At 73.2% G+C, this 23,999-nt stretch carries 23 protein-coding genes; 14 read left to right on the forward strand and 9 right to left on the reverse strand.

What is annotated here, in order from left to right; all coding sequences use genetic code 11:
* The first annotated feature begins 348 nt into the window (after window positions 1-348).
* The 3 genes from ACSUPR_RS26290 (at window position 349) to ACSUPR_RS26300 (ending at window position 3,093) form a co-directional block, all read left to right on the forward strand.
* Complete coding sequence (locus ACSUPR_RS26290; RefSeq protein WP_436887394.1) at window positions 349-1,002, forward strand: response regulator transcription factor; 654 nt, start codon at window positions 349-351, stop codon at window positions 1,000-1,002.
* A gap of 71 nt (window positions 1,003-1,073) precedes the next feature.
* Window positions 1,074-2,291, forward strand: coding sequence for a sensor histidine kinase (locus ACSUPR_RS26295; protein WP_436887395.1), 1,218 nt, complete (start codon window positions 1,074-1,076; stop codon window positions 2,289-2,291).
* 505 nt (window positions 2,292-2,796) lie between these two features.
* Window positions 2,797-3,093 carry a DUF4193 domain-containing protein gene (locus tag ACSUPR_RS26300; protein ID WP_436892155.1) on the forward strand — a complete coding sequence of 99 codons (297 nt, stop codon included), beginning with the start codon at window positions 2,797-2,799 and terminating at the stop codon, window positions 3,091-3,093.
* 174 nt (window positions 3,094-3,267) lie between these two features.
* Here the strand turns inward: ACSUPR_RS26300 and ACSUPR_RS26305 are convergent, their stop codons facing one another.
* Window positions 3,268-3,546 (reverse strand): DUF4235 domain-containing protein, encoded by a 279-nt coding sequence (locus tag ACSUPR_RS26305; protein ID WP_436887396.1) that lies wholly within the window; start codon window positions 3,544-3,546, stop codon window positions 3,268-3,270.
* Between the two features lie 440 nt (window positions 3,547-3,986).
* Between ACSUPR_RS26305 and valS the strand changes: the two genes are divergently transcribed.
* The 4 genes from valS (at window position 3,987) to ACSUPR_RS26325 (ending at window position 9,166) form a co-directional block, all read left to right on the forward strand.
* Window positions 3,987-6,578, forward strand: a complete 2,592-nt coding sequence (valS, locus tag ACSUPR_RS26310) for a valine--tRNA ligase (protein WP_436887397.1) — start codon at window positions 3,987-3,989, stop codon at window positions 6,576-6,578.
* 190 nt (window positions 6,579-6,768) lie between these two features.
* A complete protein-coding gene (gene dut, locus ACSUPR_RS26315; RefSeq protein WP_436887398.1) occupies window positions 6,769-7,245 on the forward strand; it encodes a dUTP diphosphatase in 477 nt (158 codons plus the stop codon).
* Window positions 7,246-7,301: 56 nt separating this feature from the next.
* Window positions 7,302-8,159, forward strand: coding sequence for a DUF3710 domain-containing protein (locus ACSUPR_RS26320; RefSeq protein WP_436887399.1), 858 nt, complete (start codon window positions 7,302-7,304; stop codon window positions 8,157-8,159).
* A gap of 275 nt (window positions 8,160-8,434) precedes the next feature.
* A complete protein-coding gene (locus ACSUPR_RS26325; RefSeq protein ID WP_436887400.1) occupies window positions 8,435-9,166 on the forward strand; it encodes a PIG-L deacetylase family protein in 732 nt (243 codons plus the stop codon).
* A 38-nt stretch (window positions 9,167-9,204) separates the two neighbouring features.
* Here ACSUPR_RS26325 and ACSUPR_RS26330 read toward each other — a convergent pair whose 3' ends face one another.
* Window positions 9,205-10,383, reverse strand: a complete 1,179-nt coding sequence (locus tag ACSUPR_RS26330) for a serpin family protein (protein WP_436887401.1) — start codon at window positions 10,381-10,383, stop codon at window positions 9,205-9,207.
* Window positions 10,384-10,426: 43 nt separating this feature from the next.
* Entirely contained in the window at window positions 10,427-11,527 is a 1,101-nt protein-coding gene (locus tag ACSUPR_RS26335) for a serpin family protein (RefSeq protein WP_436887402.1), read from the reverse strand.
* 257 nt (window positions 11,528-11,784) lie between these two features.
* Between ACSUPR_RS26335 and ACSUPR_RS26340 the strand changes: the two genes are divergently transcribed.
* Window positions 11,785-12,516, forward strand: a complete 732-nt coding sequence (locus tag ACSUPR_RS26340) for a DUF3159 domain-containing protein (RefSeq protein WP_436887403.1) — start codon at window positions 11,785-11,787, stop codon at window positions 12,514-12,516.
* Between the two features lie 52 nt (window positions 12,517-12,568).
* Here the strand turns inward: ACSUPR_RS26340 and ACSUPR_RS26345 are convergent, their stop codons facing one another.
* Together ACSUPR_RS26345 and ACSUPR_RS26350 are read right to left on the reverse strand one after the other, a co-directional pair.
* Entirely contained in the window at window positions 12,569-13,252 is a 684-nt protein-coding gene (locus tag ACSUPR_RS26345) for a potassium channel family protein (protein WP_436887404.1), read from the reverse strand.
* A gap of 2 nt (window positions 13,253-13,254) precedes the next feature.
* Window positions 13,255-13,926 carry a potassium channel family protein gene (locus ACSUPR_RS26350; RefSeq protein ID WP_436887405.1) on the reverse strand — a complete coding sequence of 224 codons (672 nt, stop codon included), beginning with the start codon at window positions 13,924-13,926 and terminating at the stop codon, window positions 13,255-13,257.
* A 331-nt stretch (window positions 13,927-14,257) separates the two neighbouring features.
* On the opposite strand from ACSUPR_RS26350, the gene ACSUPR_RS26355 reads away from it, so the two are divergent.
* A complete protein-coding gene (locus ACSUPR_RS26355) occupies window positions 14,258-15,550 on the forward strand; it encodes a class I SAM-dependent RNA methyltransferase (RefSeq protein ID WP_436887406.1) in 1,293 nt (430 codons plus the stop codon).
* Window positions 15,551-15,719: 169 nt separating this feature from the next.
* On the opposite strand, the gene ACSUPR_RS26360 is transcribed toward ACSUPR_RS26355, so the two are convergent.
* Window positions 15,720-16,562 (reverse strand): helix-turn-helix transcriptional regulator, encoded by an 843-nt coding sequence (locus ACSUPR_RS26360; protein ID WP_436887407.1) that lies wholly within the window; start codon window positions 16,560-16,562, stop codon window positions 15,720-15,722.
* Window positions 16,563-16,665: 103 nt separating this feature from the next.
* On the opposite strand from ACSUPR_RS26360, the gene ACSUPR_RS26365 reads away from it, so the two are divergent.
* Both ACSUPR_RS26365 and ACSUPR_RS26370 read left to right on the forward strand, forming a co-directional pair.
* Window positions 16,666-17,376, forward strand: a complete 711-nt coding sequence (locus ACSUPR_RS26365) for an SDR family NAD(P)-dependent oxidoreductase (protein ID WP_436887409.1) — start codon at window positions 16,666-16,668, stop codon at window positions 17,374-17,376.
* A 68-nt stretch (window positions 17,377-17,444) separates the two neighbouring features.
* Window positions 17,445-17,897, forward strand: a complete 453-nt coding sequence (locus ACSUPR_RS26370; protein ID WP_436887411.1) for a nuclear transport factor 2 family protein — start codon at window positions 17,445-17,447, stop codon at window positions 17,895-17,897.
* A gap of 85 nt (window positions 17,898-17,982) precedes the next feature.
* Here the strand turns inward: ACSUPR_RS26370 and ACSUPR_RS26375 are convergent, their stop codons facing one another.
* Both ACSUPR_RS26375 and ACSUPR_RS26380 read right to left on the reverse strand, forming a co-directional pair.
* Window positions 17,983-19,047 carry a methyltransferase gene (locus ACSUPR_RS26375; RefSeq protein ID WP_436887412.1) on the reverse strand — a complete coding sequence of 355 codons (1,065 nt, stop codon included), beginning with the start codon at window positions 19,045-19,047 and terminating at the stop codon, window positions 17,983-17,985.
* Window positions 19,048-19,071: 24 nt separating this feature from the next.
* Window positions 19,072-19,539 (reverse strand): nuclear transport factor 2 family protein, encoded by a 468-nt coding sequence (locus ACSUPR_RS26380; protein ID WP_436887413.1) that lies wholly within the window; start codon window positions 19,537-19,539, stop codon window positions 19,072-19,074.
* A 285-nt stretch (window positions 19,540-19,824) separates the two neighbouring features.
* Here ACSUPR_RS26380 and ACSUPR_RS26385 point away from each other — a divergent pair, with 285 nt between their 5' ends.
* The 3 genes from ACSUPR_RS26385 to ACSUPR_RS26395 all read left to right on the forward strand — a co-directional run bounded on the left by ACSUPR_RS26385 (window position 19,825) and on the right by ACSUPR_RS26395 (window position 23,002).
* On the forward strand, window positions 19,825-21,357 hold the full coding sequence (locus ACSUPR_RS26385) for an HD domain-containing phosphohydrolase (RefSeq protein ID WP_436887414.1): 1,533 nt from the start codon (window positions 19,825-19,827) through the stop codon (window positions 21,355-21,357).
* Between the two features lie 133 nt (window positions 21,358-21,490).
* Window positions 21,491-22,330, forward strand: a complete 840-nt coding sequence (locus ACSUPR_RS26390) for a helix-turn-helix transcriptional regulator (protein WP_436887415.1) — start codon at window positions 21,491-21,493, stop codon at window positions 22,328-22,330.
* Window positions 22,331-22,570: 240 nt separating this feature from the next.
* Window positions 22,571-23,002 (forward strand): OsmC family peroxiredoxin, encoded by a 432-nt coding sequence (locus ACSUPR_RS26395; RefSeq protein ID WP_436887416.1) that lies wholly within the window; start codon window positions 22,571-22,573, stop codon window positions 23,000-23,002.
* A gap of 122 nt (window positions 23,003-23,124) precedes the next feature.
* Here the strand turns inward: ACSUPR_RS26395 and ACSUPR_RS26400 are convergent, their stop codons facing one another.
* On the reverse strand, window positions 23,125-23,880 hold the full coding sequence (locus ACSUPR_RS26400; RefSeq protein WP_436887417.1) for an Atu4866 domain-containing protein: 756 nt from the start codon (window positions 23,878-23,880) through the stop codon (window positions 23,125-23,127).
* Window positions 23,881-23,999: the final 119 nt, after the last annotated feature.

The raw sequence follows: 23,999 nt of genomic DNA on the forward strand, positions 1-23,999 counted from the left end.
TGTCCCATCACACATGTGCGCGTAAAGCCCGATGCTTACTTGTTTCTTATTCTTGATGTGTCAGATTCAAGATGTGCGGGGTTACGCCGCCGTCGGCGGTTGGGGGATTCGCCGACGGCGGCGCCCCGTGCACGAGGGGGTCGCGAGACTCCCGGCCCAGCGCCCGTTCCGGCGCGGGGTGAGGACGAGGTGGCCGGTTCGCGCCGACGGCGCGACGGGTTTACCGTCTCCTTACCCCCGCCGTGAGAGAACGGTTGACGCGGCCGGGACCGAGAACGCCGCTGCCGGTGTGTTGGGGGATGCGCCGGCAGCGGCCCCTTTTCTCCCAGGTACCGAAGAGGACTTGACGTGCGTGTACTCGTGGTCGAAGACGAGCGTGTCCTGGCCGACGCCGTGGCGGTGGGCCTGCGCCGCGAGGCCATGGCGGTGGACGTGGTCTATGACGGCGACACCGCCCTGGAGCACACCGCGGTCAACGACTACGACGTCGTCGTACTGGACCGCGACCTGCCCGGCACCCACGGCGACGACGTCGCCCGCACCCTGGTGGCCGAGAGCTACAACGGGCGCATCCTGATGCTCACCGCCTCCGACGCCGTCCACGACAAGGTCGAGGGCCTGCGCCTGGGCGCCGACGACTACCTGGCCAAGCCCTTCGCCTTCCCCGAGCTGGTGGCCCGCGTGCAGGCGCTGGCCCGGCGCTCCACCCCGCCGCTGCCCCCGGTCCTGGAGCGGCACGGCATCACGCTCGACCCGGCCAACCACCGCGTCCACCGGGACGGCCGGGAGATCTCCGTGACACCCAAGGAGTTCGCGGTGCTCCAGGTCCTCATGCGCGCCCAGGGCACCGTGGTCAGCGCCGAGGGGCTGCTGGAGAAGGCCTGGGACGAGAACGCCGACCCCTTCACCAACGTCGTGCGGGTCACCGTCATGACCCTGCGCAAGAAGCTCGGCACCCCGCCGGTCATCCAGACCGTGCCCGGCGCGGGGTACCGGCTGTGAGAGCACCCGGACCGGACGACCCCCCGCACCCCGGGGGGCCGCGGACCGCGGCCCCCGCCCACAACGGCGGAGTGGAGCCCACCCGCCCGGGGGACACCGGCACGTGGCGCAGCCTCAGCACCGCCGACCCGGCCCGTCCGGCGGTCGAGCGGTCGGCGGCCTCCGAGCGGGTCCACCGGTTCGCCGACAACCTCAGCCTGCGCGCCCGGCTCACGCTCATCTACGGGATGCTGTTCTTCGCCGCGGGCTCGGTGCTGGTCCTGGTCAACTACCTCATCGTGGCGGTTCTGCTCAACGCCCTGCTGAGCGAGGACAGCGCGGCGGAGCTGGCGGCGCACGGGTACCTCATCGAGGAGGTCCTCACCCACGTCACCCGGTTCTCGCTGCTGGCGCTGTTCCTGGTGGGACTGCTCGCGGTGGCCCTCGGGTACGCGGTGGCGGGCCGGGCCCTGTCACCGCTGCAGAAGATCACCCGCATCGCCCGCCGCCTGTCCGAGCGCGACCTGCACGAGCGCATCGCGCTGTCCGGGCCCGACGACGAGATCCGCGAACTGGCCGACACCTTCGACGGCATGCTCGAACGCCTGGACCGCGCCTTCGACGGCCAGCGCCGGTTCGTCGCCAACGCCTCCCACGAGCTGCGCACGCCCCTGGCGATCAACCGCACCCTGCTGGAGGTGGCGCTCAGCGCCCCCGACGCCTCCCCCGACCTGAAGTCCGTCGGCCGGACCCTGCTGGAGACCAACGCCCGCCACGAGCGCCTCATCGACGGTCTGCTCTTCCTCGCGAAGAGCGACCGCGAGCTGGAGGTGCGCGCCCGCGTCGACCTGGGCGAGGTGGCCGGGACGGTGCTCAGCCAGCTCTCCGCCGACGTCGCCGAGTCCGGGCTCGCCCTGCGCAAGGACCTGCGCCCGGCCGTGGTCGTGGGCGACCCGGTCCTGCTGGAGCGGCTGGTCGCCAACCTGGTGGAGAACGCCCTCAAGTACAACGTCCCCGACGGTGAGATCACCGTCCGCAGCGGCCTGTACGAGGGACGCCCGGCCGTGCAGGTGGAGAACACCGGCAAGGTGATCCCCGCCTACGAGATCGAGGGCCTCTTCGAGCCGTTCCGGCGGGGCTCGGGCGACCGGGTGGGATCGGGCCGCAGCGCCGGGCTGGGCCTGTCCATCGTCCGCTCGGTGGTGCGCGCCCACGAAGGCGTGGTCACCGCGTGGCCGCGTTCGGGCGGCGGACTGGTGATCACGGTCTGCCTTCCCGTCCCATCAGGCGAGACGCCCGAACGGCGCTGAACCGGGCCCTTTCGACCGGCCGAACATATCCCCTGAGGCGAGGTAATAGGGCCCAAGCTGCGTCACGCCACGCTTCGTGGTATCTATACGTGTCCGAAGACACGCCCATCCGGGTCACGTGCGCCGAGCTCGGGTGGGTATGCTGCCTCGGGCGTGGACACGGAGGGAATCCCTCCTGACGTGGGCATGTCTTCGGTTTTCGCCCGCGGTGGGGGAGTGATCCGCGCTTTGTCCGGGGTGGGCGGAAACGGCTTTTCCAGGTCTACGGGGCACCCGATACCGGGTAGTACTCCAGGGGAAACCGGGCCGAAAGCGGCGCTTCTTCTGGCCGCCTTCGGACACGGTCCCGCAAAAAGTGCTGCTGACCTGTGAGCGGTGGCCCGGGAGGGGGCACGGTTCACCGGTATCGGGAAAACTCATCGGCCGAACCGGGCACAACCGAGGTCTCTCAAGCGTTACTACCCGCGCGACGAGGCACTGAACGAGGGGGATGGAGTTAGCAGAGATGGCCACCGACTACGACAGCCCGCGCAAGACTGACGAGGACATCAACGAGGACAGCCTTCAGGAGCTTCAGGCTCGGCGCGTGGACAAGGGCACCGGCACGATCGACATCGACCCCGACGAGGTCGCGGAGGGCATGGAGCTGCCCGGTGCCGACCTGTCGGGCGAGGAGCTCGCGGTTCGGGTGCTGCCGCGTCAGGCCGACGAGTTCACCTGCTCGCGCTGCTTCCTGGTGCACCACCGCAGCCAGCTCGCCGAGCAGCGCGCCGGACAGCTGGTCTGCAAGGAATGCACCTGACCGGTCGGGACGGTCGAGGTACCGTCCCTTCCCCGGGCGCCCGGCGCGCCGACCCCTGAGGGGCCGCGCACGCACCGGGTCCGGCACCGACGACGGTGGACGGCCGACCGCACGGAGTACACGGTGCGGTGGGCCGCCCACCGTCGTCGTTTTCCGGGGCGGACCCCGGCCGGGTCAGGACTCCAATACCTCGGGCGCGGTCCGGTGCAGGCCCTTGCGGGCGGTGCGCACGGCCAGGACCCGGGCCACCTCTACGCCGACACCGGCGATGACGGCCCAGCTCAGGGCCTGTCCCAGGCTCACGTCGGGGGACTCCAGGTCCGTGGGCGGCTCCTCGCCGGTCGCGCGGGTCCACGCGAAGGTCAGAGCCTTGCGCATGACGAACTCGGCCGCGAACCCGGCCACGAAGCCCAACAGGACCGGGGTGACGTCACCGCCGTCCTTCTTAGCCATGTGAATCGTTCACCGTTCTTGTCGTGTGCACGGGCACGGGCGGCGGACCGCCCGTCACCCCCATGGTCTACCCCAACGATCCTTTCACGCGAGCGCCCCCGCGTCTCGGGCCTGTTCCCCGGATGTCGGTCCGCTCCGCGGGGGTCGGCGAGGCGCCGGCGGGGTCTCGGAGGCCCGGAGGAGAGGCCTTCGGGGAGGAGACCGCGGCCGTAGGCCGTCCGGCGGGGGCCTTCCCGTCTCCACGGGCGGGACGGAGCGGGGGTTCGAAAGAACACGGCCCCGCGGGGCGTCCCGGTCCGCGGGGCCGCCCGCGCGCTCCCGGGCCCGCTCCCGGGCCGCCGCGGCGGTGCGCCGGAGCGGACCGGGAGGGCGGCGCACCAGGGTGTGCCGTGCCGGGAAACCAGGAGCGATCACGCTCCGGAGCGCACTACCATTGCCCCATGACCAACCGCTCTCATTCCTTCCGCATGCCCGACAAGCCTTCGCTGGACGGTATCGAGGCGAAGTGGGTCGACGTATGGGATGAGTCCGGCGTCTACCACTTCGACCGCACGGCCGAGCGCGAGGACGTCTACTCCATCGACACCCCGCCGCCCACGGTCTCGGGGTCGCTGCACATCGGCCACGTCTTCTCGTACACGCACACCGACACCGTCGCGCGCTTCCAGCGCATGAACGGCAAGGCCGTCTTCTACCCCATGGGCTGGGACGACAACGGCCTGCCCACCGAGCGCCGGGTCCAGAACTACTACGGGGTCCGCTGCGACCCGTCGGTCCCCTACGACGCGGACTTCCAGCCCCCGGCCAAGCCCGACCCCAAGCGGCAGGTCCCCATCTCCCGCCGCAACTTCATCGAGCTGTGCGACCGGCTCACCGCCGAGGACGAGAAGGTCTTCGAGTCGATCTGGCGCCGGCTGGGGCTCAGCGTCGACTGGCGGCACACCTACGCCACCATCGACGACAACTCCCGTGCCGCCGCCCAGCGCGCCTTCCTGCGCAACCTCGCCCGCGGTGAGGCCTACATGGCCGAGGCCCCCACCCTGTGGGACGTCACCTTCCGCACCGCGGTCGCCCAGGCCGAGCTGGAGGACCGCGAACGGCCCAGCGCCTACCACAAGGTCGCCTTCCACAAGCCCGACGGCACCCCGGTCCACATCGAGACCACCCGCCCCGAGCTGCTCCCGGCCTGCGTCGCCCTGGTCGCCCACCCCGACGACGAGCGCTACCAGGACCTGTTCGGCACCACCGTCACCACGCCGGTCTTCGGTGTCGGGGTCCCGGTCAGGGCGCACCGGCTCGCCGACCCCGAGAAGGGGTCCGGCATCGCCATGATCTGCACCTTCGGCGACACCACCGACGTCACCTGGTGGCGCGAGCTCCAGCTGGAGACCCGCCCCGTCATCGGCTGGGACGGGCGCATCCTCGCCGACCCGCCCGCCGGCCTGGAGTCCGGCGCGGCCCGCGAGGCCTACGACCGCCTGGTCGGCGCCACCGTCCACACCGCCCGCGAGCGCGTCGTGGAGATGCTGCGCGAGAGCGGCGACCTGGTCGGGGACCCCAAGCCCATCACCCACCCGGTCAAGTTCTACGAGAAGGGCGACAAGCCCCTCGAGATCGTCACCACCCGCCAGTGGTACATCCGCAACGGCGGCCGCGACGAGGAGCTGCGCCGGCGGCTCGTCGAGCGGGGGCGCCAGCTCACCTGGCACCCCGAGCACATGCGGGCCCGCTACGAGAACTGGGTCGAGGGGCTCAACGGCGACTGGCTCATCAGCCGCCAGCGCTTCTTCGGCGTCCCCTTCCCGGTCTGGTATCCGCTCGACGCCGACGGCAACCCGCGCTACGACGAGCCGATCCTGCCCACCGAGCAGCAGCTGCCCGTCGACCCCAGCTCCGAGGCGCCCGCCGGGTACACCGAGGACCAGCGCGGCCGCGCGAACGGCTTCATGGGCGACCCCGACGTCATGGACACCTGGGCCACCTCGTCGCTGTCCCCGCAGATCGCCTCCGGCTGGGAGCGCGACGAGGACCTGTTCCGCCGCGTCTTCCCGATGGACTTCCGCCCCCAGGGCCAGGACATCATCCGCACCTGGCTGTTCTCCACGGTCGTGCGCGCCGACTTCGAGAACGACAGCCTGCCCTGGCACACCACCGGCATCTCCGGCTGGATCCTGGACCCGGACCGCAAGAAGATGTCCAAGTCCAAGGGCAACGTCGTCACCCCGCTGGCGCTGCTGGAGAAGTACAGCTCCGACGCGGTCCGGTACTGGGCGGCCAGCGGCCGCCTGGGCACCGACACCGCCATGGACGAGGGGCAGATGAAGGTCGGCCGCAGGCTGGCCATCAAGATCCTCAACGCCAGCAAGTTCGTCATGTCCGTCGCGGGCGAGGACGCGGTCGCCGACCCGGCGCGCGTCACCGAGCCGCTGGACCGCGCGATGCTCGCCACCCTGGCCGAGGTCGTGGAGGAGGCCACCGCGGCGTTCACCGCCTACGACCACACCCGGGCCCTGGAGCGCACCGAGCGGTTCTTCTGGGACTTCTGCGATGACTACCTGGAACTGGTCAAGGCCCGCGCCTACGACACCGGATCGGCCGAGGGCGCCTCCGCGCGCGCCGCGCTGCTCATCGCGCTGGGCGCCCTGCACAAGCTCTTCGCCCCCTTCGTCCCCTTCGTGGCCGAAGAGGTCTGGAGCTGGTGGCAGGAGGGCTCCCTGCACGCCCAGTCCTGGCCGGACGCCGCCGAGTACCGGGCCGCGGCCGCCGACGGCGACCCCGTCGTGCTGACCGCCACCGCCGAGGTCCTGCGGGCCGTCCGCAAGGCCAAGTCCGAGGCCAAGCTGTCCATGCGGGCCGAGGTCGAGCTGGTCCGCGTCACCGGCAAGCGCGTGGAGGCGGCCCGGGCCGCCTCCGCCGACATCGCCGCGGCCGGACGGGCCGCCGGGATCGACTTCCAGGCCACCGACGACGCCGAGCTGACCGTCGAGGTCACCCTCCCGGAGGCCGCGGAGGAGCCCGACACCCGGGCGTGAGGTGTGCGCCGTCGCGGCCGGGGCGGACCACCGCCCCGGCCGCGACGCGTTTCCTCGGCCGTGCCCCCGGCGGCCCGGGGCGAGCGGCCGGGGATCCCGCGGACACCCGCTGACGGAAACGGGGCGGCGGGCCCGAACCGGCGCGGTCGGACGCCGGGGTACCGCCCCGGGAGCGATAGGCTCGGCGAATGTGAGTAGCGCATCCCTGGAAGGCGGTCGGATCCCGATCACGGTCCACCGCCTGGACCCCGGCCTCCCCCTGCCCGAGTACGCACACCCCGGAGACGCGGGCGCGGACCTGTACGCCGCCGTGGACACCGTCCTCGCGCCCGGGGAGCGGTCCACCGTCCCCACCGGCCTGGCCATCGCCCTGCCGGACGGGTACGCGGCTTTCGTGCACCCCCGGTCGGGGCTCGCGGCGCGCTGCGGGCTGACGATCGTCAACGCCCCGGGCACGGTGGACGCCGGGTACCGGGGCGAGATCAAGGTGACCCTGCTCAACACCGACTCCGCGAACCCCGTGAAGCTCAGCCGGGGCGACCGGATCGCGCAGCTGGTGATCCAGCGCGTGGAGCGGGCGGTGTTCGTCGAGGCGGACACCCTGCCCGACTCGGTGCGCGGAGCGGGCGGTTTCGGTTCGACCGGGGGCCACGCCGCGCAGCGGTGACCACGTCCCCGACCCGGTGCGACCCCGGGACCAACGGAGAACGAAGAGGTGAGGGCGTGTTTGGACGCCGCCGCAAGAAGCGGAAAGAAGAAGAGTCCGGCAGAACCGGGGCTTCCCGGGAGGGTGCCGCCGGCGCCGTCTCCTTCGACAACGAGGTGCACCCCGGAGCCGCAGCGGGCCCCAGCGCCGAGCCGCTCAAGGAGGCCGACCGGCACCGGGCCGGCGGGCCGTGGGACGCCGCCGAGGACGCCCCCGAGATGAGGCGCATGGACCTGGGCGGGATCCGGGTGCCCCAGGAGCAGGGCACCGAGATCCAGGTCAACCTGGCCCAGGACGCCCAGGGCAAGCAGAAGGCCATCGGCGTGACTCTGGTGCGCGGCAAGAGCGCCGTCCAGGTGCAGGCCTTCGCCGCGCCCAAGTCGTCGGGCCTGTGGGACGACATGCGCCAGGAGCTGCGCGAGCAGGTCGAGAAGCAGGGCGGCAAGGTCGAGGACCACGACGGCACCTTCGGCCCCGAGCTCAAGGCGCTGGTGCCGGTGCCCGGCCGGACCACCGAGGACGGCCGCCAGCTCGCCCAGCGGGTGCGGTTCATCGGCGTGGACGGCCCGCGCTGGGTGCTGCGCGGCGTCATCCGCGGCGAGGGCGCGTCCAAGCCGGAGGTGATGGCCGAGGTGGAGAAGCTGTTCTCCGACGTCATCGTGGTGCGCGGCGACCAGCCTGTCCCGCCCGGCGAGCTGCTGCCGATCAACGTGCCCAAGCAGGTCCAGGAACAGGCGGCCAAGATCGCCCAGGCCCGCGCGGCCCAGCAGGCCCAGGCCCGCCGGGCCGCACAGCAGGGTGCGCCGGGCGCCTCGCCCAACGGCGCTCCGCCCCGCGGCCCGGGCGCCTCGCCCAACGGGTCCTCGGAAGCCTAGGGTCTGTTTTTCGAGTGCCGTCCTGTTCCGCGGGGGGTGTGTGAGGCGCCGGCGGGGTTCGGCAGGCCCGGATGGGATGTCCGGGGAACGAGGACGTTCCCGTGGGGCCGAGGGTTCCCGCCTTCCACAGGCGCCGAACGCGAACCGAAGCGGAGCGGAGGTTCGAAAAACACGGCCTGGGGCCCCGTCGCGGAACCGCCCCGGAGCACCGGCTCCGGGGCGTTCCCGTGCCCGGGGTCTCGCCCGGCGGGGCGTTCCTTCCGTAGGGTGGGCCCATGACGAACGACAGTGCACCCGTGCCCCTGCCGGAGGACTGGACCCGGGCCCTGGCCGTGGTCGCCCACCCCGACGACCTGGAGTTCGGGAGCTCCTCGGCGATCGCCCGCTGGACCCGCCAGGGCAAGGAGGTCGTCGAGCTCCTCGTCACCCGCGGGGAGGCGGGCATCGACGGCATCGCGCCCGAGGAGTGCGCCCCGCTGCGGATGGCCGAGCAGCGCGCCTCAGCGGCCGCGGTGGGCGCCACCGTGGTGGAGTTCCTCGACTTCCCCGACGGCATGCTGGAGTACGGGCTGCCGCTGCGCCGCGCCCTGGCGGAGGCGATCCGCAGGCACCGGCCCGAGGTGGTCGTCTCGATCAACTTCCGCGAGCGGTTCGCCGGGGGGAGCGGGTTCAACCACGCCGACCACCGCGTGCTGGGCCCGGCCCTGCTCGACGCGGTCCGCGACGCCGCCAACCGCTGGGTCTTCACCGAACAGCTCACCGGCGGGCTGGAGCCCTGGTCGGGGGTGCGCTTCGTCGCCTTCGGCGCCTCGCCCCAGGCCTCCCACTTCGTGGAGCTGTCGGAGGACGACCTGGCGGCCGGTGTGGCCTCCCTGGACGCGCACGAGGTCTACCTGTCCAACCTGGAGGGCTTCGACCAGAAGGCGTTCCTGCCGCAGATGGCCCGGGCCGCGGGCGAGTGGGCGGGCGTGCCGCTGGCCACGGGGTTCGAGGTGTTCGAGGTCTGAGGAGCCGCGGCCCGCACCGACCGGTGCGGGCCGACCGCTCACCAGGCGTGCTTCAGCGGCTCCGCCGGGCCGGGGTCCCTCGGGTCCGTGATCCGGCCCAGGAACAGGGCCGCGGAGCCGCGGCGCAGGACGAACGCGAACGGCCGGTCCACGTGGAACTCCCGCGGCCGCCGGGGCATCACCGCGCCCGCCACCGCCATCACCGCGGTCGCCGCGGCGCCCTCCGCGCCGACCTCGTCGACGTTGAGCACCGCCCGGTGGATGATCGCGTCCACCCGGAGCGGTTCTCCGGTGATCCCGGACAGGCCGCTGCCGGGCCGGCCCGCGGTGGCCTCCAACCCGGGCAGCCGGGGCAGCAGCTCGAAGCCGCTCTCCACCCGGAAGCGCGGCAGCGCGACGTCCACCCGCTCCGACCGCAGCGACTCCAGCAGGGCCCGGTACGACCGCGCGGTCAGCCGCGGCGGTTCCGTTCCGCCCTCCTCGGACAGGACGACGTCCAGGTACAGGTCGTGGTGCCCGGCCAGGGTGAGCATGCGCAGCCCCGCCGCCTCGGCCGTCCGGAAGTGGTCGGTCAGGCGCATGGCGGGCACCCGCCGGTCGCCGCCGGGGGCGTGGAACACCCGCTTCTCGGTGCGCGCCGAGTCGAACGGACGGATCCACACCAGCCGCACCCACAGGGCGTTGAGCAGAACCGACTCGGTGCCGGCGGTGACGCTGCCGGGCGCGAGCAGGTCGGGGATCATGCCCCGGGTGACCTCCGCGACGGCGGAGTTGATCTCCTCGCGCACCTTCTCCGGGTCGGCGGCGAAGTCCGCACGGCGCACCGCGGAGGCCGGGCGCCCGGCCAGCTTCTCGGCGAACCCGGGCAGGACCGTGCGGTCGGCCCGCACGTACAGGTCGTTCACCGAGGCCAGGTCCAGCGGCGGGACGTCCGCCACGGGCGGCCCCCAGCCACCCGCCCCGCCCAGGGGGGAGTCGACGGCGTCGGCCGACACCGCCGCGTCCAGGGCGCGGGTGTGCGGTTCCGGGGAGCCCCGTTCCGCCGCCAGCAGGCGGGTCAGCACGGCGAGCACCTCCCCGGAGGCCCCCGCCGCGAGCAGCGACAGCGCCGTGGCCGCCGAGTGCGGCGACCACACGTGCGAGGCACCCGGCTCGGCCAGGGAGTCCTCCAGGGACAGGGCGAAGTGCAGGTGGTCGGGGTCGGGTTCCGTTGCCATGGCTGGCCTTCCGTGTGGAGGGTTCGGGACGCGGGGGCCGGAGTCAGGCGGCGGGGCCGGGGTCGACGGGGTCGGTGACCCGGCCCAGGAAGAGCACCGAGGCGCCGCGGCGCAGGGCGAACACGAAGGGCCGGTCCACGGTGAACTCCACCGCCCGCGCCGGCAGGCCCGCGCGCAGCATCATCACCCCGGTGGCGGCGGCCCCCTCGGCACCCTTCTCGTCCACGCGCAGCACCGCCTGGTGCAGGATCTCGCTCACCGCCAGCGGCTGCGGGCTGATGGCGTCGAACCGGGCCTGGGGGGTGAGCATCTCCTTCAGGCCCAGCCGGGTCAGCGGGCCCAGCAGGGACACGCTGGTGCGCACCGTGAACCGGGGCAGGGCCAGCTTCGTCATGGCCGGGGCCTGGGCCCGGTAGAGGGCGGCCAGCAGGTCCGGGGCCAGCGGGGGCGGCGTGGGGGAGGCGGCGTCGGGCAGCAGCACGTCCAGGACCAGGCCGTGCCTGCCGGGGAGGGTGACCAGGCTCCACCCGTGCGCTCGGGCCAGCGCGAGCCTGGCGGTGCGGTGCATGGTGGGCACGGGTCTGGGCCCGGCCGGCGCCCGGAACGTCGCCGGCCTGGTGTGCGCCGGCTTGAACGGCTCCTGCCAGGCCATCTTCACCCACAGGGCGTTGACCAGCAGCAGGCGCACGTCGGGCGGTGGCAGCCCCGGGGGCAGCAGCTGGTCGATGAGGCCGCGGGTGACCTGGGCGACCCGGCCGTTGACGTACCGGCGCACCCCCTCGGCGTCGCCCCGGAAGTCGACGTTGGCGATCTCCGATCCGCCCCGGGCGCGCACGTGGTCCACGAACGTCCGGCGCAGCGGCAGGTCCGCGGGCACGTACAGGCCGTTGAGCACGGCCAGGTCCAGCCCGGGCTCGGGGGCCGCCGAGGCGTCCAGGTCGAGCAGCTGCCCGGCGAAGTCGCGGCCGATCAGTGAGACGATCTGGGCCAGGGTCCGGTGGGACGCACCCGAGGCCAGCAGGGCCAGGACGGTGCCGACGGAGTGGGGGGACCACGCGTGTGAGGCGCCGGGATGGATCAGCTCCCGGTCCAGTGCGGCGGCGAACTCCAGGTGGTCCCGCCGGGGGAGGGGGATGGACGACATCGGGCTCCTCGGATCGGTGGTTCTCCGGGGCCAGCGTACGGAGTGCCGACGCCGCAGGCCAGGGTCACCCGCCCGCTCCGGCCGGTGAGAAGTCGGTGAGAACCCGCACGGACCATACCCCGCACACACGGGCGAACCCTCCTATAGCGCCCCGGCGGGGGCCGGGCGCGCGGCCGCGGGTCGCGTAGTCTGGGGCATCATGACCGTGCGCCCCCGACCGGGGACGGCACCGACGACGCGGAGCGGACCGGGAGCAGATGACTGAGCAGCAGCGCGCCGACGAGGGGACCGGCAGGGAACCCGAAGAGGCCCGGCCCCCCGCCGTGACCGAGGACACCGTCGAGGCGCTGGTCCGCTCCCAGCTCGCCAAGGCGCTGGGCGGCAAGCGGGGCATGGTCGAGGCGGCCGTCCCCACCCTGACGTTCACCATCTCCTACATCATCGGCTCGGACCTGCGCCTGTCCATCGGCCTGGGCGTGGTCGCCGCCCTGCTGCTGGGCGTGCTGCGACTGGTCCAGCGCTCCTCGGTGCAGTACGTCGTCACCAGCCTGTTCGGCATCGGCATCGCCGCGGTGTTCGCGATGCGCAGCGGCAACGCCGCCGACGCGTTCCTGCCCGGCATCATCTACAACGCCGTGTACGCCGTGGTGCTGAGCCTGTCGGTGCTGGTGCGCTGGCCGGCCATCGGCCTGATGATCGGCCCGTTCATCGGGCACCGGGAGGACTTCACCTCCTGGCGGGAGAACCCCGCCGTGGTCTCGCTCGCCTCCAAGCTCACCTGGCTGCTCGTCCTGCCCTGTGTCATCCGCGTGGTCGTGCAGTACCCGCTGTGGGCGGCCGCCACCTACGGCGGGGCGAGCACGTTCGCTGCGCTGGGCCTGTCCAAGGTCGCCATGGGCTGGCCGCTTCAGGTCGCGGCGTTCGCGGCGATGGTGTGGGTGCTGGCCCGCGGCCGCACCCCGCTGGCCGAGCGGCCCGCGCAGGACTGACCGGGACACCGGGGTCCCGCGGACCGGGGGCGCGCCCGGGCGCGCCCCCACCTCATGCCCCGGTCTCCCCGCCCGTCGGCCCCAGGACCCCCTCCAGGGGGGCCAGGGACTCGGGCTCGGCCAGGAACACCACCGTGTCGCCCACCGCCAGCGTCCGCCCGGAACCGGGCGGGCGCACCCCCTCGGGGCCCACGACCGCCACCAGCGCCACGCCCTCCGGGAGGGCGGCGGCCAGCTCGTCCTCGGGCCGCCCGGCGAAGGGGCTCCCCGCCCGCAGCACCGACTCGGCGATCTCCGCACCCGGCAGCGGTGGCAGCGTGTCCTCGTCGAAGGGCTCCTCCTCCGGGGCGTCCTCCACGAGGTCCGCGATCAGCCGCGGCGGCGACACCGCCAGGTCCACCCCCCACGAGTCGTTGAACAGCCACTCGTTGACGGGGTCGTTGATCCGGGCGATCACCCGGCCCACCCCGAACTCGCTCTTGGCCAGCAGGGACACCACGAGGTTCACCTTGTCGTCGCTGCTGGCCGCGATCACGACGTCGAAGTCGCCCAGCCGGGCGTCCTCCAGTGTGGACAGCTCGCAGGCGTCCGCCAGCAGCCACTCCACCTGCGGCAGGTCGTCCACCCCGATCGCCCGGGTGTCCCGGTCGATGAGCAGGACGTCGTGCCCGTTGCCCGCCAGCTCCGTGGCGATGGAGCGCCCCACGCTCCCGGCACCCGCGATGGCGATGCGCACCGCTACACCTCCCCGTGCCGGTGCAGCCGCCCGGACAGGCCGTCCAGGTCGCGGCTGTCGGCCACCGCGTGCAGCACGTCGCCCTCCTCGAGGACCACGTCCGCGGCGGCCAGTACGATCCGCCCGCTCCGGGTCAGGTAGACCACCCGCACCGGCACCCCCTCCTCGGCCTCGGCGACGGTCCGGCCGGCCCAGCCGGCGGGCAGGGCGACCTCCGTCATCGCCAGCGTCCCCGAGGCGTCCTGCCACTCGGGGCCCGAGGTCAGGCGGTCGTCCCCCGGCACCATCCGGCGCAGGATCGCGTCCGCCGTCCACCGCACCGTCGCCACGGTGGGGATGCCCAGCCGCTGGTACACCTCCGCGCGCCGCGGGTCGTAGATCCGCGCCACCACGTGCTCCACCCCGAACGTCTCGCGCGCCACCCGGGCCGCGATGATGTTGGAGTTGTCCCCGTTGCTCACCGCGGCGAACGCCCGCGCCCGGTCGATCCCGGCGGCCAGCAGCGCCTCCCGGTCGTGGCCGATCCCGCGGACCGCGTGCTTGGCGGTGTCCCCGCGCAGCCTCCGGAACGCCTCGGGGTCCTGGTCGATCACCGCCACCGTGTGCCCCAGGTCCACCAGTGTGTGCGCCAGCGTGGACCCCACGCGGCCGCACCCCATGATCACGATGTGCACCTCGCCCGCACTCCCGTCGAAACAGCGCCTCCCGGACGCGGGGCGTCACCCCGCGCCCTAGGGACACCTTGGCACATCGGCCACCCTCCCGTGCGTTCGGGCCGACACCGGCGGGGCCGGCCCGGCCACCGCTCGCCGAGCGTGACCGGAACCCGGTCCGAAGGAGGGTAGATTGGGGCGGTCGGTGACCGTGCGTGCAGGTCACCCGCGGGACGTGCGCCGGCGCGCACCCGGGACGCCCCGCAGCGCCCCGGCACGGTCTCCTCCCGCGACGGGCGACGCCCCGTGGACGCCGCCGCACCACATCCGCGATCCCCGGAGGAAATCCGCCATGACCCGTGCCGGTACCGAGTTCGAGCTGACCGTCGACGACGTCGCCCACGGCGGGTGGTGTGTGGGGCGCCACGAGGGGCAGGTGGTGTTCGTCCGCCACGCGCTGCCCGGCGAGCGGGTGCGGGTGCGGGTCACCGAGCGCACCAGCAACCTGCTGCGCGCCGACGCCGTCGAGGTCCTCACCGCCTCCCCGGACCGCGTCCAGGCACCGTGCCGGTTCGCCGGACCGGGGGCCTGCGGCGGCTGCGACTGGCAGCACGCCGCTCCCGAGGCCCAGCGCCGCCTCAAGGCGAAGGTGGTCGCGGACCAGCTGCGCCGGATCGCCGGCATCGAGCGCGAGGTCGTCGTCGAGGAGCTGCCCGGCACCCCCGACGGACTCGGCTGGCGCACCCGGGTCCGCTTCGCGGTGGACGCCGAGGGCACCCCGGGCCTGCGCCGCCACCGCTCCCACGCCATCGAACCGGTGGACCGCTGCCTCATCGCGCACCCCGGCGTCACCGAGCTGGGCGTGACCGAGCTGCCCTGGCCGGGCGTGCGCGAGGTCGAGGCCGTCGCCGCGGCCCAGCGCGCCGACCGGGCGATCGTGGTCACCCCCACGGGGGCCAAGCTGGGCACCCTGCCCGAGCTGAAGGCCTCCAGCGCCGTGCTGCGCCGGTTCAAGGGCGGTCGCGTCCAGCAGGTGCGGGGCCGCCGCGGGGTGCGCGAGACCGTCGGCGAGCGCGAGTTCCGGGTGGGCGCGGGCGGGTTCTGGCAGGTCCACCCGGCGGCCGCCCGGGTCTTCACCGACGCGATCCTGGCCGCGCTGGCCCCCAAGCCGGGGGAGACGGCCCTGGACCTGTACTGCGGTGCGGGGCTGTTCACCGCCGCCCTGGCCGAGGCCGTCGGCCCCGAGGGCCGCGCGATGGGCGTGGAGGGCGGCACCGAGTCGGTGCGCGACGCCCGGTACAACCTGCGCGACCTGGAGCAGGTGCGGATCGAGCAGCACGACGTGGCCGCGCAGATGCGCGAGTGGGCCGACGTGCACGCCGACGTGGTCGCCCTGGACCCGCCCCGGGCCGGGGCCGGGGCCGAGGTGGTCCGCTCGATCGCGGGGACCCGGCCGCGTGCGGTGGCCTACCTGTCGTGCGACCCGGCGACCCTGGCACGGGACCTCGCCGAGTTCGACAGGGCCGGTTACCGGCTGGTGGACCTGCGGGCGTTCGACGCCTTCCCGATGACCCACCACGTGGAGTGCCTGGCGGTGCTGGAGCCGGTCAACCCGGCCCGCCGCCACCGCGAGGCCCGCGACTAGCACCTGTTTTCCGGATGTCGTCCTACTCCGCGGAGGAGGGTGAGGTGTCGGAGGGGCCGGAGGTTCCCGCCCTCTCAAGGCGCCGGATCAGGTGAGCTCCGTGACCGCAGGCTGTCCGTTGGGGGCGGGGGCGGGCTGCGCGACCGGTGTGCTGCCGGGCCCGGGCGCGTCAGCCCAGGGCCTGGGTTCCGATGGTGTTCAGCAGGGCGAACTGCTCGGCCGTGGCGGTGCCCGATGGCGGGGAGCAGACGGCGATGCGCAGATCGTTGCCGGGGACGGTGAGGGTGTCGCAGTCGACGGTGACCGATCCGAGGGAGGGATGGTGGACGGTCTTGCTGTCAGTGGTGTGAAAGCCGACCGAGTGGGAGTCCCAGAGGTCGCCGAAGCGGTCGCTGGTGGTGCGCAGGCCGTTGATCAGCTCGGTGAGCCCCGTGTCCTCGGGGTAGCGGACGGCGGAGGAACGCAGGTCGGACACGAGGGCGGTCTCGAAGCGGTCCTGCTGCTCGGGGGTGTGGGTGACGCGGGTGGGCTGGTGGGTGAAGTGCCGCCAGGCGATGTTGCGCTCCTTGCCGCGCCAAGGGGAGGGGTCGCCCATGAGGGCGGCCCACAGGGGATTGAAGGAGATGAGGTTCCACGCGGCGTCGTGGACGCTGAGCGGACTGCCGTCAAGCCGGTCGAGGAACCGCTGGACACTGGGCGGCACGTGCTGGGAGACCTGGCCGCTGGTGGGCGGTACCCGATCGGCCAGCAGGTAGAGGTGGTCGCGTTCGGCCTCCGTCAGGCGCAGGGCGCGGGCGAGGGAGGCGAGCACCTGCGTGGAGGGGGCGGTGGCGCGGCCCCGCTCCAGGCGGACGACGTAGTCGACGGACAGTCCGGCGAGCCGGGCGAGTTCTTCGCGGCGCAGCCCGGGGGCCCTGCGTACCCCGCCGTGGGGAAGGCCCAGCTCTGCGGGGTCGGTGCGGTCGCGCCAGTGGCGCAGGGCCCGGCCGAGGGCCACGGGGTCGTCGTTCATGCCTCCATTGTCCTCCGCCCCCGCCGGAACAGCCTGGTACCGGTGGACCCCCCGTTGGGGAGGGCTCTCCCTGTCCTGCCCGGAGCCGGGCAGGCTGGGAACCATGACAACAGTCACCGTGATCGCCGGGGCCAACAAGGGCCTCGGATTCGAAACGGCCCGCCGCCTCATCGAGGCGGGCCACACCGTCTACGCTGGAGCCCGTGACGCCGACCGCGGCGAACGGGCCGCCGATGCCCTCCGCGCACGTCCGCTTCTGATCGACATCACCGACGACGCGTCCGTCGCCGCGGCCGCCGCCCAGGTGCGCGCCGAGGTGGGCAGGGTCGACGTCCTGGTCAACAATGCGGGCATCGCCGGCCCGGCCGGCCCGGCCGACGAGCTGACCGCCGGGGACCTTCGGCACGTCTTCGACACCAACGTCTTCGGCGCCGTGCGCACCACCCGCGCCTTCCTGCCACTGCTCCGGAAGGCGGAGCGGCCCGCGGTCGTGAACGTCTCCAGCGCCCTCGGCTCGCTGGCGATCAACGCCGACCCGGCCGCGCACGCCGATCTGCTCCCGGCGTGGGCGCCGCTGCTGGCCTACAACTCCTCCAAGGCTGCGCTGAACATGCTGACCGCCGTCTACGCGCAATCCCTCGCGCGGATCAGAGTGGTGTCGGTCGACCCCGGGTTCACCGCGACCGACCTGAACGGCCACCAGGGCACCCAGAGCGTGGAGGAGGGCGCCGCGGCGATCGTCGCCGCCGCCACCGCCGGGCCCGGCACGCCGACCCCCGCCTTCGTCGGCGCCACCGGTCCCGTGCCCTGGTGACCCCTCCGGCCGCCCCTCCCCCGCCAGCCGCGGACCGCGGCGGCACCGCACCACCCGAAAGAATGACCATGAACAGCGCTCATCAGAAGTCTCTCAGGAGCGCCCGGGCCTTCATCGCCGCGTTCGAGGACAGCGACCCCGCCACTGTCGCGACGCTGCTCGCGGACGACGCGACCTTCGTCATCCCGCTGTCGATCGCGGGTACCCCGGAGCCCTGGTACGTCTTCGACGGCCCGGCCGCCGTGCTCGTCTACGTCGAGTCGGTCGCGGCGGAGTTCGACCACGTCGCCTCCCCGGACAAGGTCTGGACCGTCGGCGAGGACGCCCGCTCGGTATTCCTGCAGGCGAACGGCGACATCCTGTCCAGCGCGGAGAAGCGCGTTTACAACAACGTCCACATCTTCCGCATCGATGTCGCCGACGGCCGCGTCGCGAAGGTGTGGGAGTACGCCAATCCCGTCGCCTACGCCAACCTCGGCATCGCCGACTCCGAGGCCGAGGCCGCCGCCCGGACCGGTTGAGCTGCGGACGCCGCGGCCGTCGGTCCCTCCCGCCTGGGGGAGGGACCGACGGCCGCGGGCGGGTTCCCTCGGTTCACCGGCCCCGTCACCTCGGGCGGGGGCGGTACGGCGCGAGTTCCAGGACGGAGACCAGGGACGCGGAGGACCTCGTTCCGGTCAGCGTCAGGCCAGCCCGCTCGAAGAGGCTCTCGAATTCGGTGAGGCTGCGTTCGCGCCCGGTCGACAGTGCCATCATGTTGAGGTCCATCAGCGGCTCCAGGCCGGGTGTGCCCACCTCGTCCACGAGAAGCTCCATCACCAGCACGCGTCCGCCCGGTCCGAGTGATCCCCGGCAGTTGCGCAGGATGCGCACACAGGCGTCGTCGTCCCAGTCGTGCAGGACGAACTTCAGCAGGTGGACGTCCCCGGAGGGCACCTCCTCGAAGAAGTCTCCGCCGACGAAGGAGAACCTGTCCGTGACGCCAAGCTCCGACGCGGAGGCGTCCGCCTCGGCGGCCACGTGCGGCAGGTCGAGGACCACCCCGGTCAGTCCGGGGTGCCGCTGCATGAGCGTCTGAACGAGGTTCCCGCCGGCGCCTCCGACGTCCACGACGACCTCGGTGCCCCCGAGGCGGACCACGTCCGCCAGCCGGTGGGCCAGGCCGCGCGTCATGGCGGTCATGGCGTTGGTGAACACCTCGGCCTCTCCGGGGATGTCGGTGATCCAGTCGAAGAAGGGAGCGCCGAGGGCGGCCTCCGCCTGGGTGCTGCCGCTGCGGACCACATCCGACAACCGCCCCCAGGGCAGCCAGTGCGACTCGGCCCCGCCCCACAGAGCCAGGTCCCGCAGGGAGCCCGGGGCGTCGGTGCGCAGGGTGTCGAGCAGGGACGTGCCGACGAACCGTTCGCCGTCCGTGGAAGCGGCGAGCCCGAGAGAGGCGCAGGCCCGCAGGAACCGGAAGGTCGAGTCCGGGTCCAGTGACTCCGCAGCGGCCACCTCGGCGGCTGTGGCGCCGCCGCCGTACAGGTGATCGGCCACGTGCAGCTCGGCCGCGGTGCGCACCACCTGGGTGACCCAGTAACCCGTCATCATCTGGAGCATGCGCCCCGTGTCGTCCCCGGGTGGTTCGACGGAACCCGCCGCGACGAAATCGTGCTCGAACAAAGTCATGTTCCGTGCCTTTCGATTCGGTGCTCACAGGTGCGGGGCCGGTGCCCGTGTGCTTTCCTCCGGCCGCCGAGTGCCGGTTCGCATCGCGGCGACCATGGTCTGGGTGTCGAGTACGGTCTCGAAGTGCACGGGAACGCCGTCCCGCAGCCGCCACACGTGCACGAAGCGGGTCCGCATCGGTTTCCCGGTCGCCAGGCTCGTGGCGTTGTAGTGGCCGAGCGCGACGATGCGGTCCCCGGCCTCCATGACCTCCGCGGGCGCGACGGTGAAGTCCTGCCATTCGGTGACGAAACGGGAGAACACGTTCTTGAGTACCTCCTCGCGTCCCCGGTACGTGCCCCCGTAGTGCAGACCCGGCGGAACGACCCATTCGATCTGCTCGTCGAGTCCCGCGAGCAGTGCGGCGACGTCCCCCCGGGCGAGCGAGCCGTACAGCCCCTCCACCACCGCGCACCCCGTGGCGGTGTGTTCGTCGTGCCGGTCCGTGGTCATGTGGTGCCTCCGTGCGTGTCGATGGACGGCCGACGCGTTCCGGTGCCCCGCTGCGACGCGGAACACGGGTCAGGGATTCCGGGTGCTGCGGCCGAGCACGCGCCCGCCCCGGCAAACCCTCCCCCCAAACGGGCCGGCGGACATCGGCTGATCGGCCTATATCCCCGGCCGGCCCCCGGGAAGGGGCTCTCCCCTCGTCCCGTGGGCGCCGGGGCCCGTCCCGTGCGTGCAGGGCGGCGCGCGGACGCGTCCGGGGCAGCGGGGAGGGAACGTTACGCTTGGGCCGTGCAAGACATCCGGTTGGCCGAGGTTCTGGCGGCCCTGTCCCTCACGACCGACCTGGCCGCGGGTATGACCTTCGAGAAGGGCCTGCGCACCTGCGTCGTCGCCACGATCTTCGCCGGCGACGTCCTCGCGTGCGACAGGGAGACCCGCCGGACGGTCTATGAGACGGCACTGCTGCGCTCGGTCGGTTGTACGTCGTTCGCCCCCGAGCTCGCGGAGGTCTTCGGCGACGAGGTGGCGTTCCAGGGCGCGCTGAAGCACCTCGACCCGGATGACGACGTGCCCCTGGTCGAACAGCTGCTCCGGCTCGACGGCTGGACGCGGGAGAAGGCCCAGCGGCTGACGGACACGCTGACCCGGGTGCTGCCCACGGTCGGGGTGGAGGCCATGCGCAACGGATGCGAGGCGAGCCGGGCGCTCGGTTCGGGCCTCGGCGTGCTGCCGCAGACCCTTGCGGCGCTGGACGACGTGTACGAGCGGTGGGATGGCCAGGGCATTCCCCTCGGGGTCTCCGGTGAGGACCTCTCCTTCGCGACCCGGATCGTCCACGTCGCCGAACAGGCCGTCCTGGCGCACGAGAGGGGCGGCGAGCCGGCCGCCGTCTCGGAGGTGGTCCGGCGTGCCGGCGGCCAGCTCGACCCCGCACTGGCGCGCGCGTTCGCGACCGACGCCGCCAAGGTTCTGGCTCCGCTCTGCGAACCCGACGCCGTTGTCTCCGTGGTGGCCGCCGAACCGCCTCCGTACGCCACGGTGTCCGCTGGGGAGGTCTCCGGCCTGTGCGCGGTCCTCGCCAGGTTCGTGGACCTCAAGGGCAAGTGGCTGGTCGGGCACAGTGAGCGCGTTGCGCGGCTGGCGGAGGGCGCCGGCCGACTGGGAGGCCTCGCCGCCGACGAGGTGGACCGGCTGCGTTGCGCGGCCCTACTCCACGACGTTGGGCGGGCCGGGATCTCCGCCGACGTGTGGGACCGGCCCGGGCCGCTGGGCGCCGCCGACATGGAGCGGGTGAGGATGCACACGTACTGGACCCAGCGCGTGCTGGAGCGCGTGCCCTCGCTCGCTCCGCTGGCACCGATCGCCGCCGCCCACCACGAGCGCCTTGACGGCAGCGGCTACCACCGCGGTGAGTCCGGAACCCGCACCCCTCCCGCCGCCCGCATCCTCGCCGCCGCCGACGTGTTCGCCGCACTGACCGAGCCGCGGGCGCACCGGGACGCCTTCACCGTTGACGAGGCCGCCGGGCACCTGGCGCGCGAGGCGGACTCTGGCACCCTGGACCGCACCGCCTGCGACCTCGTGCTCCGGGCGGCGGGCGGACGGCCGCCCCGACCCCACCGCCCGGCCGGGCTCACGGCACGGGAGATCGAGGTGCTGCGGCTGGCCGCCCGCGGGCTGACCAACCGGGAGATAGGCGCCGAGCTGTCCATCTCGAGCCGCACCGTGGGGCACCACCTCGGGCATATCTACGACAAGACCGGGCGACGGACCCGGGCCGGGGTGGCCGTCTTCGCCATGGAGCAGCAGCTTCTGCCCTGACCGCGGGCCGACCCCGGCAGCGGGGCCCGAGCACCCGTGACGGGGTGGGGCGCGCCCGGGGTGAGGAGGCCGCGTCCGTCCTGGGTGTACCGGGGCCAGGTTCCCGGACGCCGGGGAGTCTAGCCTGAGCGATATGAACACCTCGAAACTGGGCGACTACCTGCGGAGTCGGCGTGCGCAGGTGACGCCGTCCGACGTCGGCCTGCCCGCACAGGGACGTCGGCGTGTGCCCGGCCTGCGACGTGAAGAGGTCGCGATGCTGGCCCAGATCAGCGTCGACTACTACCTACGCCTGGAACAGGGCCGTGAGCGGCGCCCGTCGCCACAGGTTCTGGACGCCCTGAGCGAGGCGCTGCTGCTGGACAACGACGGCCGGCTGCATCTGTACCGGATCGCGGGCATGGCGCCGACCCCGCGCCCCGAGGGCGGCATCGAGCGGGCGGACCCCCGCCTGCTGAGCATGGCCGAGATGTGGGAGCGCACGCCGACCCTGCTCCTGGGGAGGGCCTACGACGTCCTGGCCGTGAACACGCTGGGGCGGGCCGTCTTCCCCCACCTGCGACCGGGTGCGAACGTGCTGCTCACGATGTTCCTCGAACCGTCGGTCCGCTCGTTTCACGCGGACTGGGAGAAGGCTGCGGCCAACGCGGTCGCGGGATTCCGCTTCCTGGAGGGCGCACGGCCGAACGACCCGCGGATCCACGAAGTGCTGCGGACGGTCTCCGAGAACAGCCGTGAATTCGTCGAGCTCTGGCAGCGGCGGGACGCGCGGGGCAAGAGCGACGCCGCGAAGGTCCTGCTGCACCCCGACGTCGGCGAGCTCACTCTGCACATGCAGACCTTCGACGTGCGCTCCGCCCCCGGGCAGCAGCTGATCGTGTACCACGCCCAGGAGGGCGGACCGACCGCGGACGCGCTCCGCCTGCTCGGCTCGCTGGCGGTGACCGCCAGCCCCGGAGACCGGGAGGACTGATCCCCCCGCCGGGGACACCGGCCGCCCGGGGGCCCGTGCCAAAACCGCTACCAGGGCGGCCCCGTTCCCGCAATAGGTCGATCAGCCGATGCGCGTCGGTCGGTCCTCCAGCAGGATCTGCGGAGGCGGAGCGCGGGCCCGGTCACCGGACCGCGTGCGGTCCGTATGGAACGGTCGGCCGCACGGGCCGCCGGGCTCCCCTCGCTCTCCCCTGTACACCGCAAGAGAAAAGGAACCACCGTGGCAACCAAGCGCTCAGCAAGCACCGTGTGGGAAGGCGGCCTGCTCAACGGCAGCGGCAGCGGCACCGTCGCCTTCGACTCCTCCGCCATCGGTGACCAGCCGGTGACGTGGCCCTCGCGCGCCGAGTCGGCGAACGGAAGGACCAGCCCGGAAGAGCTGATCGCCGCGGCCCACTCCAGCTGCTTCTCCATGGCGCTGTCGCACGGCCTCGGGGAGGCGGGCACCCCGCCGACCAGGCTCGTGACCTCCGCCGAGGTGATGTTCCAGCCCGGCGAGGGCATCACCGGCATCCATCTCACCGTCGAGGGCACCGTCGCCGGCATCGACGACGGTGCGTTCGTCCTCGCCGCGGAGGACGCCAAGGAGAACTGCCCGGTCAGCAAGGCCCTGACCGGCACGAAGGTCACGCTCTCGGCCCGGCTCGTCTGAACCGGACCGACACCTCCGGGGGTACCGCGCGCGGGAGCGCGCGGTACCCCCCTTGCCGTGCGGGTGCCGCCGGGGCGGGGAACGGCCGTGTCCCGGCAGGGGGCCGGGACACGTTCCGGGGATCAGCCCAGCTGCATGATGTAGCCGACGTGGTGCAGTTCGTCGCCGCGGAAGTACCCCACGGCCCAGAAGCCGAGGTCGTCGAGGTAGTCGATCCGGTCGCCGTCGATCCAGTACCGGCCCTGATAGGCGTGTGGCCGACCGCCCCGGGTCTCGTCGTAGCGGCCGTCTGCGGTGAGCTCCTGGTGCAGGAAGTCGTCCTGGTCGATCCAGACGCCGACCCGCGGGCTGCCCGTCAGGTCCGGGGAGGCCGGGATGCCCAGGACGGGCGCGGTGGCCCGGCCCGGTGCGTCGCCGCCGCCCCACAGCACGGGACGTCCGGCAGCGATCAGGGCGCGGACCTGCTCCGGCCGGGATACGAGCGCGGCCAGGGCGCTCGGCACGTCGGCGGCGAGTTCGTCGGGCACCACCAGCAGGTCGCTGGCGTTGCCCGGGGCCAGGGTCGCGACGTGCTCCGAGCGCTCGCCGCGGCCGCCGGCCAGCGCGACGGCGTCCATGACGGCGGGGACGATGGTCATACCAGTGGAGTCGACCACGATGGCGTTGTCGTCCTCGGCCGCGGTGAACAGGGACGGGCCGACCGCCACGATCAGGGGGCCGACGAACAGGATGTCGGCACCGGTCATGGTCCCGATCAGCGGGTCCATCGTCAGGATGCGGGCGTTGGTGAACAGGACGGGGCGTCCCGCCTCGTTCGAGAGGATCTCGTCGAGGGCCCTGGAGTTCCAGCCCGCGATGCCCGTGTCGGTGTTGCTCATTGTCGGTTCTCCGGAGGAGTGGTGGGTCGGTGGGCCGTGCGCGAAGCGCGCGACCACGGGCCGGTCGGGCGCCGGAGGGCGCCGGGCGGCTGCCGCACCATCAGCTTGGGCGCGTTCCT

Origin of the sequence: Nocardiopsis dassonvillei (assembly GCF_964273065.1) — a bacterium.
Taxonomy (GTDB): Bacteria; Actinomycetota; Actinomycetes; order Streptosporangiales; family Streptosporangiaceae; genus Nocardiopsis; species Nocardiopsis dassonvillei_B.

Excerpts from the sequence above, each read along its gene's own strand:
- ACSUPR_RS26300 (WP_436892155.1), top strand. The coding sequence starts at position 2,797 with ATGGCCACCGACTACGACAGCCCGCGCAAGACTGACGAGGACATCAAC.
- ACSUPR_RS26375 (WP_436887412.1), bottom strand. The coding sequence starts at position 19,047 with ATGACTTTGTTCGAGCACGATTTCGTCGCGGCGGGTTCCGTCGAACCA.
- ACSUPR_RS26325 (WP_436887400.1), top strand. The coding sequence starts at position 8,435 with ATGACGAACGACAGTGCACCCGTGCCCCTGCCGGAGGACTGGACCCGG.
- ACSUPR_RS26305 (WP_436887396.1), bottom strand. The coding sequence starts at position 3,546 with ATGGCTAAGAAGGACGGCGGTGACGTCACCCCGGTCCTGTTGGGCTTC.
- ACSUPR_RS26365 (WP_436887409.1), top strand. The coding sequence starts at position 16,666 with ATGACAACAGTCACCGTGATCGCCGGGGCCAACAAGGGCCTCGGATTC.
- ACSUPR_RS26370 (WP_436887411.1), top strand. The coding sequence starts at position 17,445 with ATGAACAGCGCTCATCAGAAGTCTCTCAGGAGCGCCCGGGCCTTCATC.
- ACSUPR_RS26390 (WP_436887415.1), top strand. The coding sequence starts at position 21,491 with ATGAACACCTCGAAACTGGGCGACTACCTGCGGAGTCGGCGTGCGCAG.
- ACSUPR_RS26355 (WP_436887406.1), top strand. The coding sequence starts at position 14,258 with ATGACCCGTGCCGGTACCGAGTTCGAGCTGACCGTCGACGACGTCGCC.
- ACSUPR_RS26335 (WP_436887402.1), bottom strand. The coding sequence starts at position 11,527 with ATGTCGTCCATCCCCCTCCCCCGGCGGGACCACCTGGAGTTCGCCGCC.
- ACSUPR_RS26340 (WP_436887403.1), top strand. The coding sequence starts at position 11,785 with ATGACTGAGCAGCAGCGCGCCGACGAGGGGACCGGCAGGGAACCCGAA.
- ACSUPR_RS26400 (WP_436887417.1), bottom strand. The coding sequence starts at position 23,880 with ATGAGCAACACCGACACGGGCATCGCGGGCTGGAACTCCAGGGCCCTC.
- valS (WP_436887397.1), top strand. The coding sequence starts at position 3,987 with ATGACCAACCGCTCTCATTCCTTCCGCATGCCCGACAAGCCTTCGCTG.
- ACSUPR_RS26330 (WP_436887401.1), bottom strand. The coding sequence starts at position 10,383 with ATGGCAACGGAACCCGACCCCGACCACCTGCACTTCGCCCTGTCCCTG.
- ACSUPR_RS26380 (WP_436887413.1), bottom strand. The coding sequence starts at position 19,539 with ATGACCACGGACCGGCACGACGAACACACCGCCACGGGGTGCGCGGTG.
- ACSUPR_RS26360 (WP_436887407.1), bottom strand. The coding sequence starts at position 16,562 with ATGAACGACGACCCCGTGGCCCTCGGCCGGGCCCTGCGCCACTGGCGC.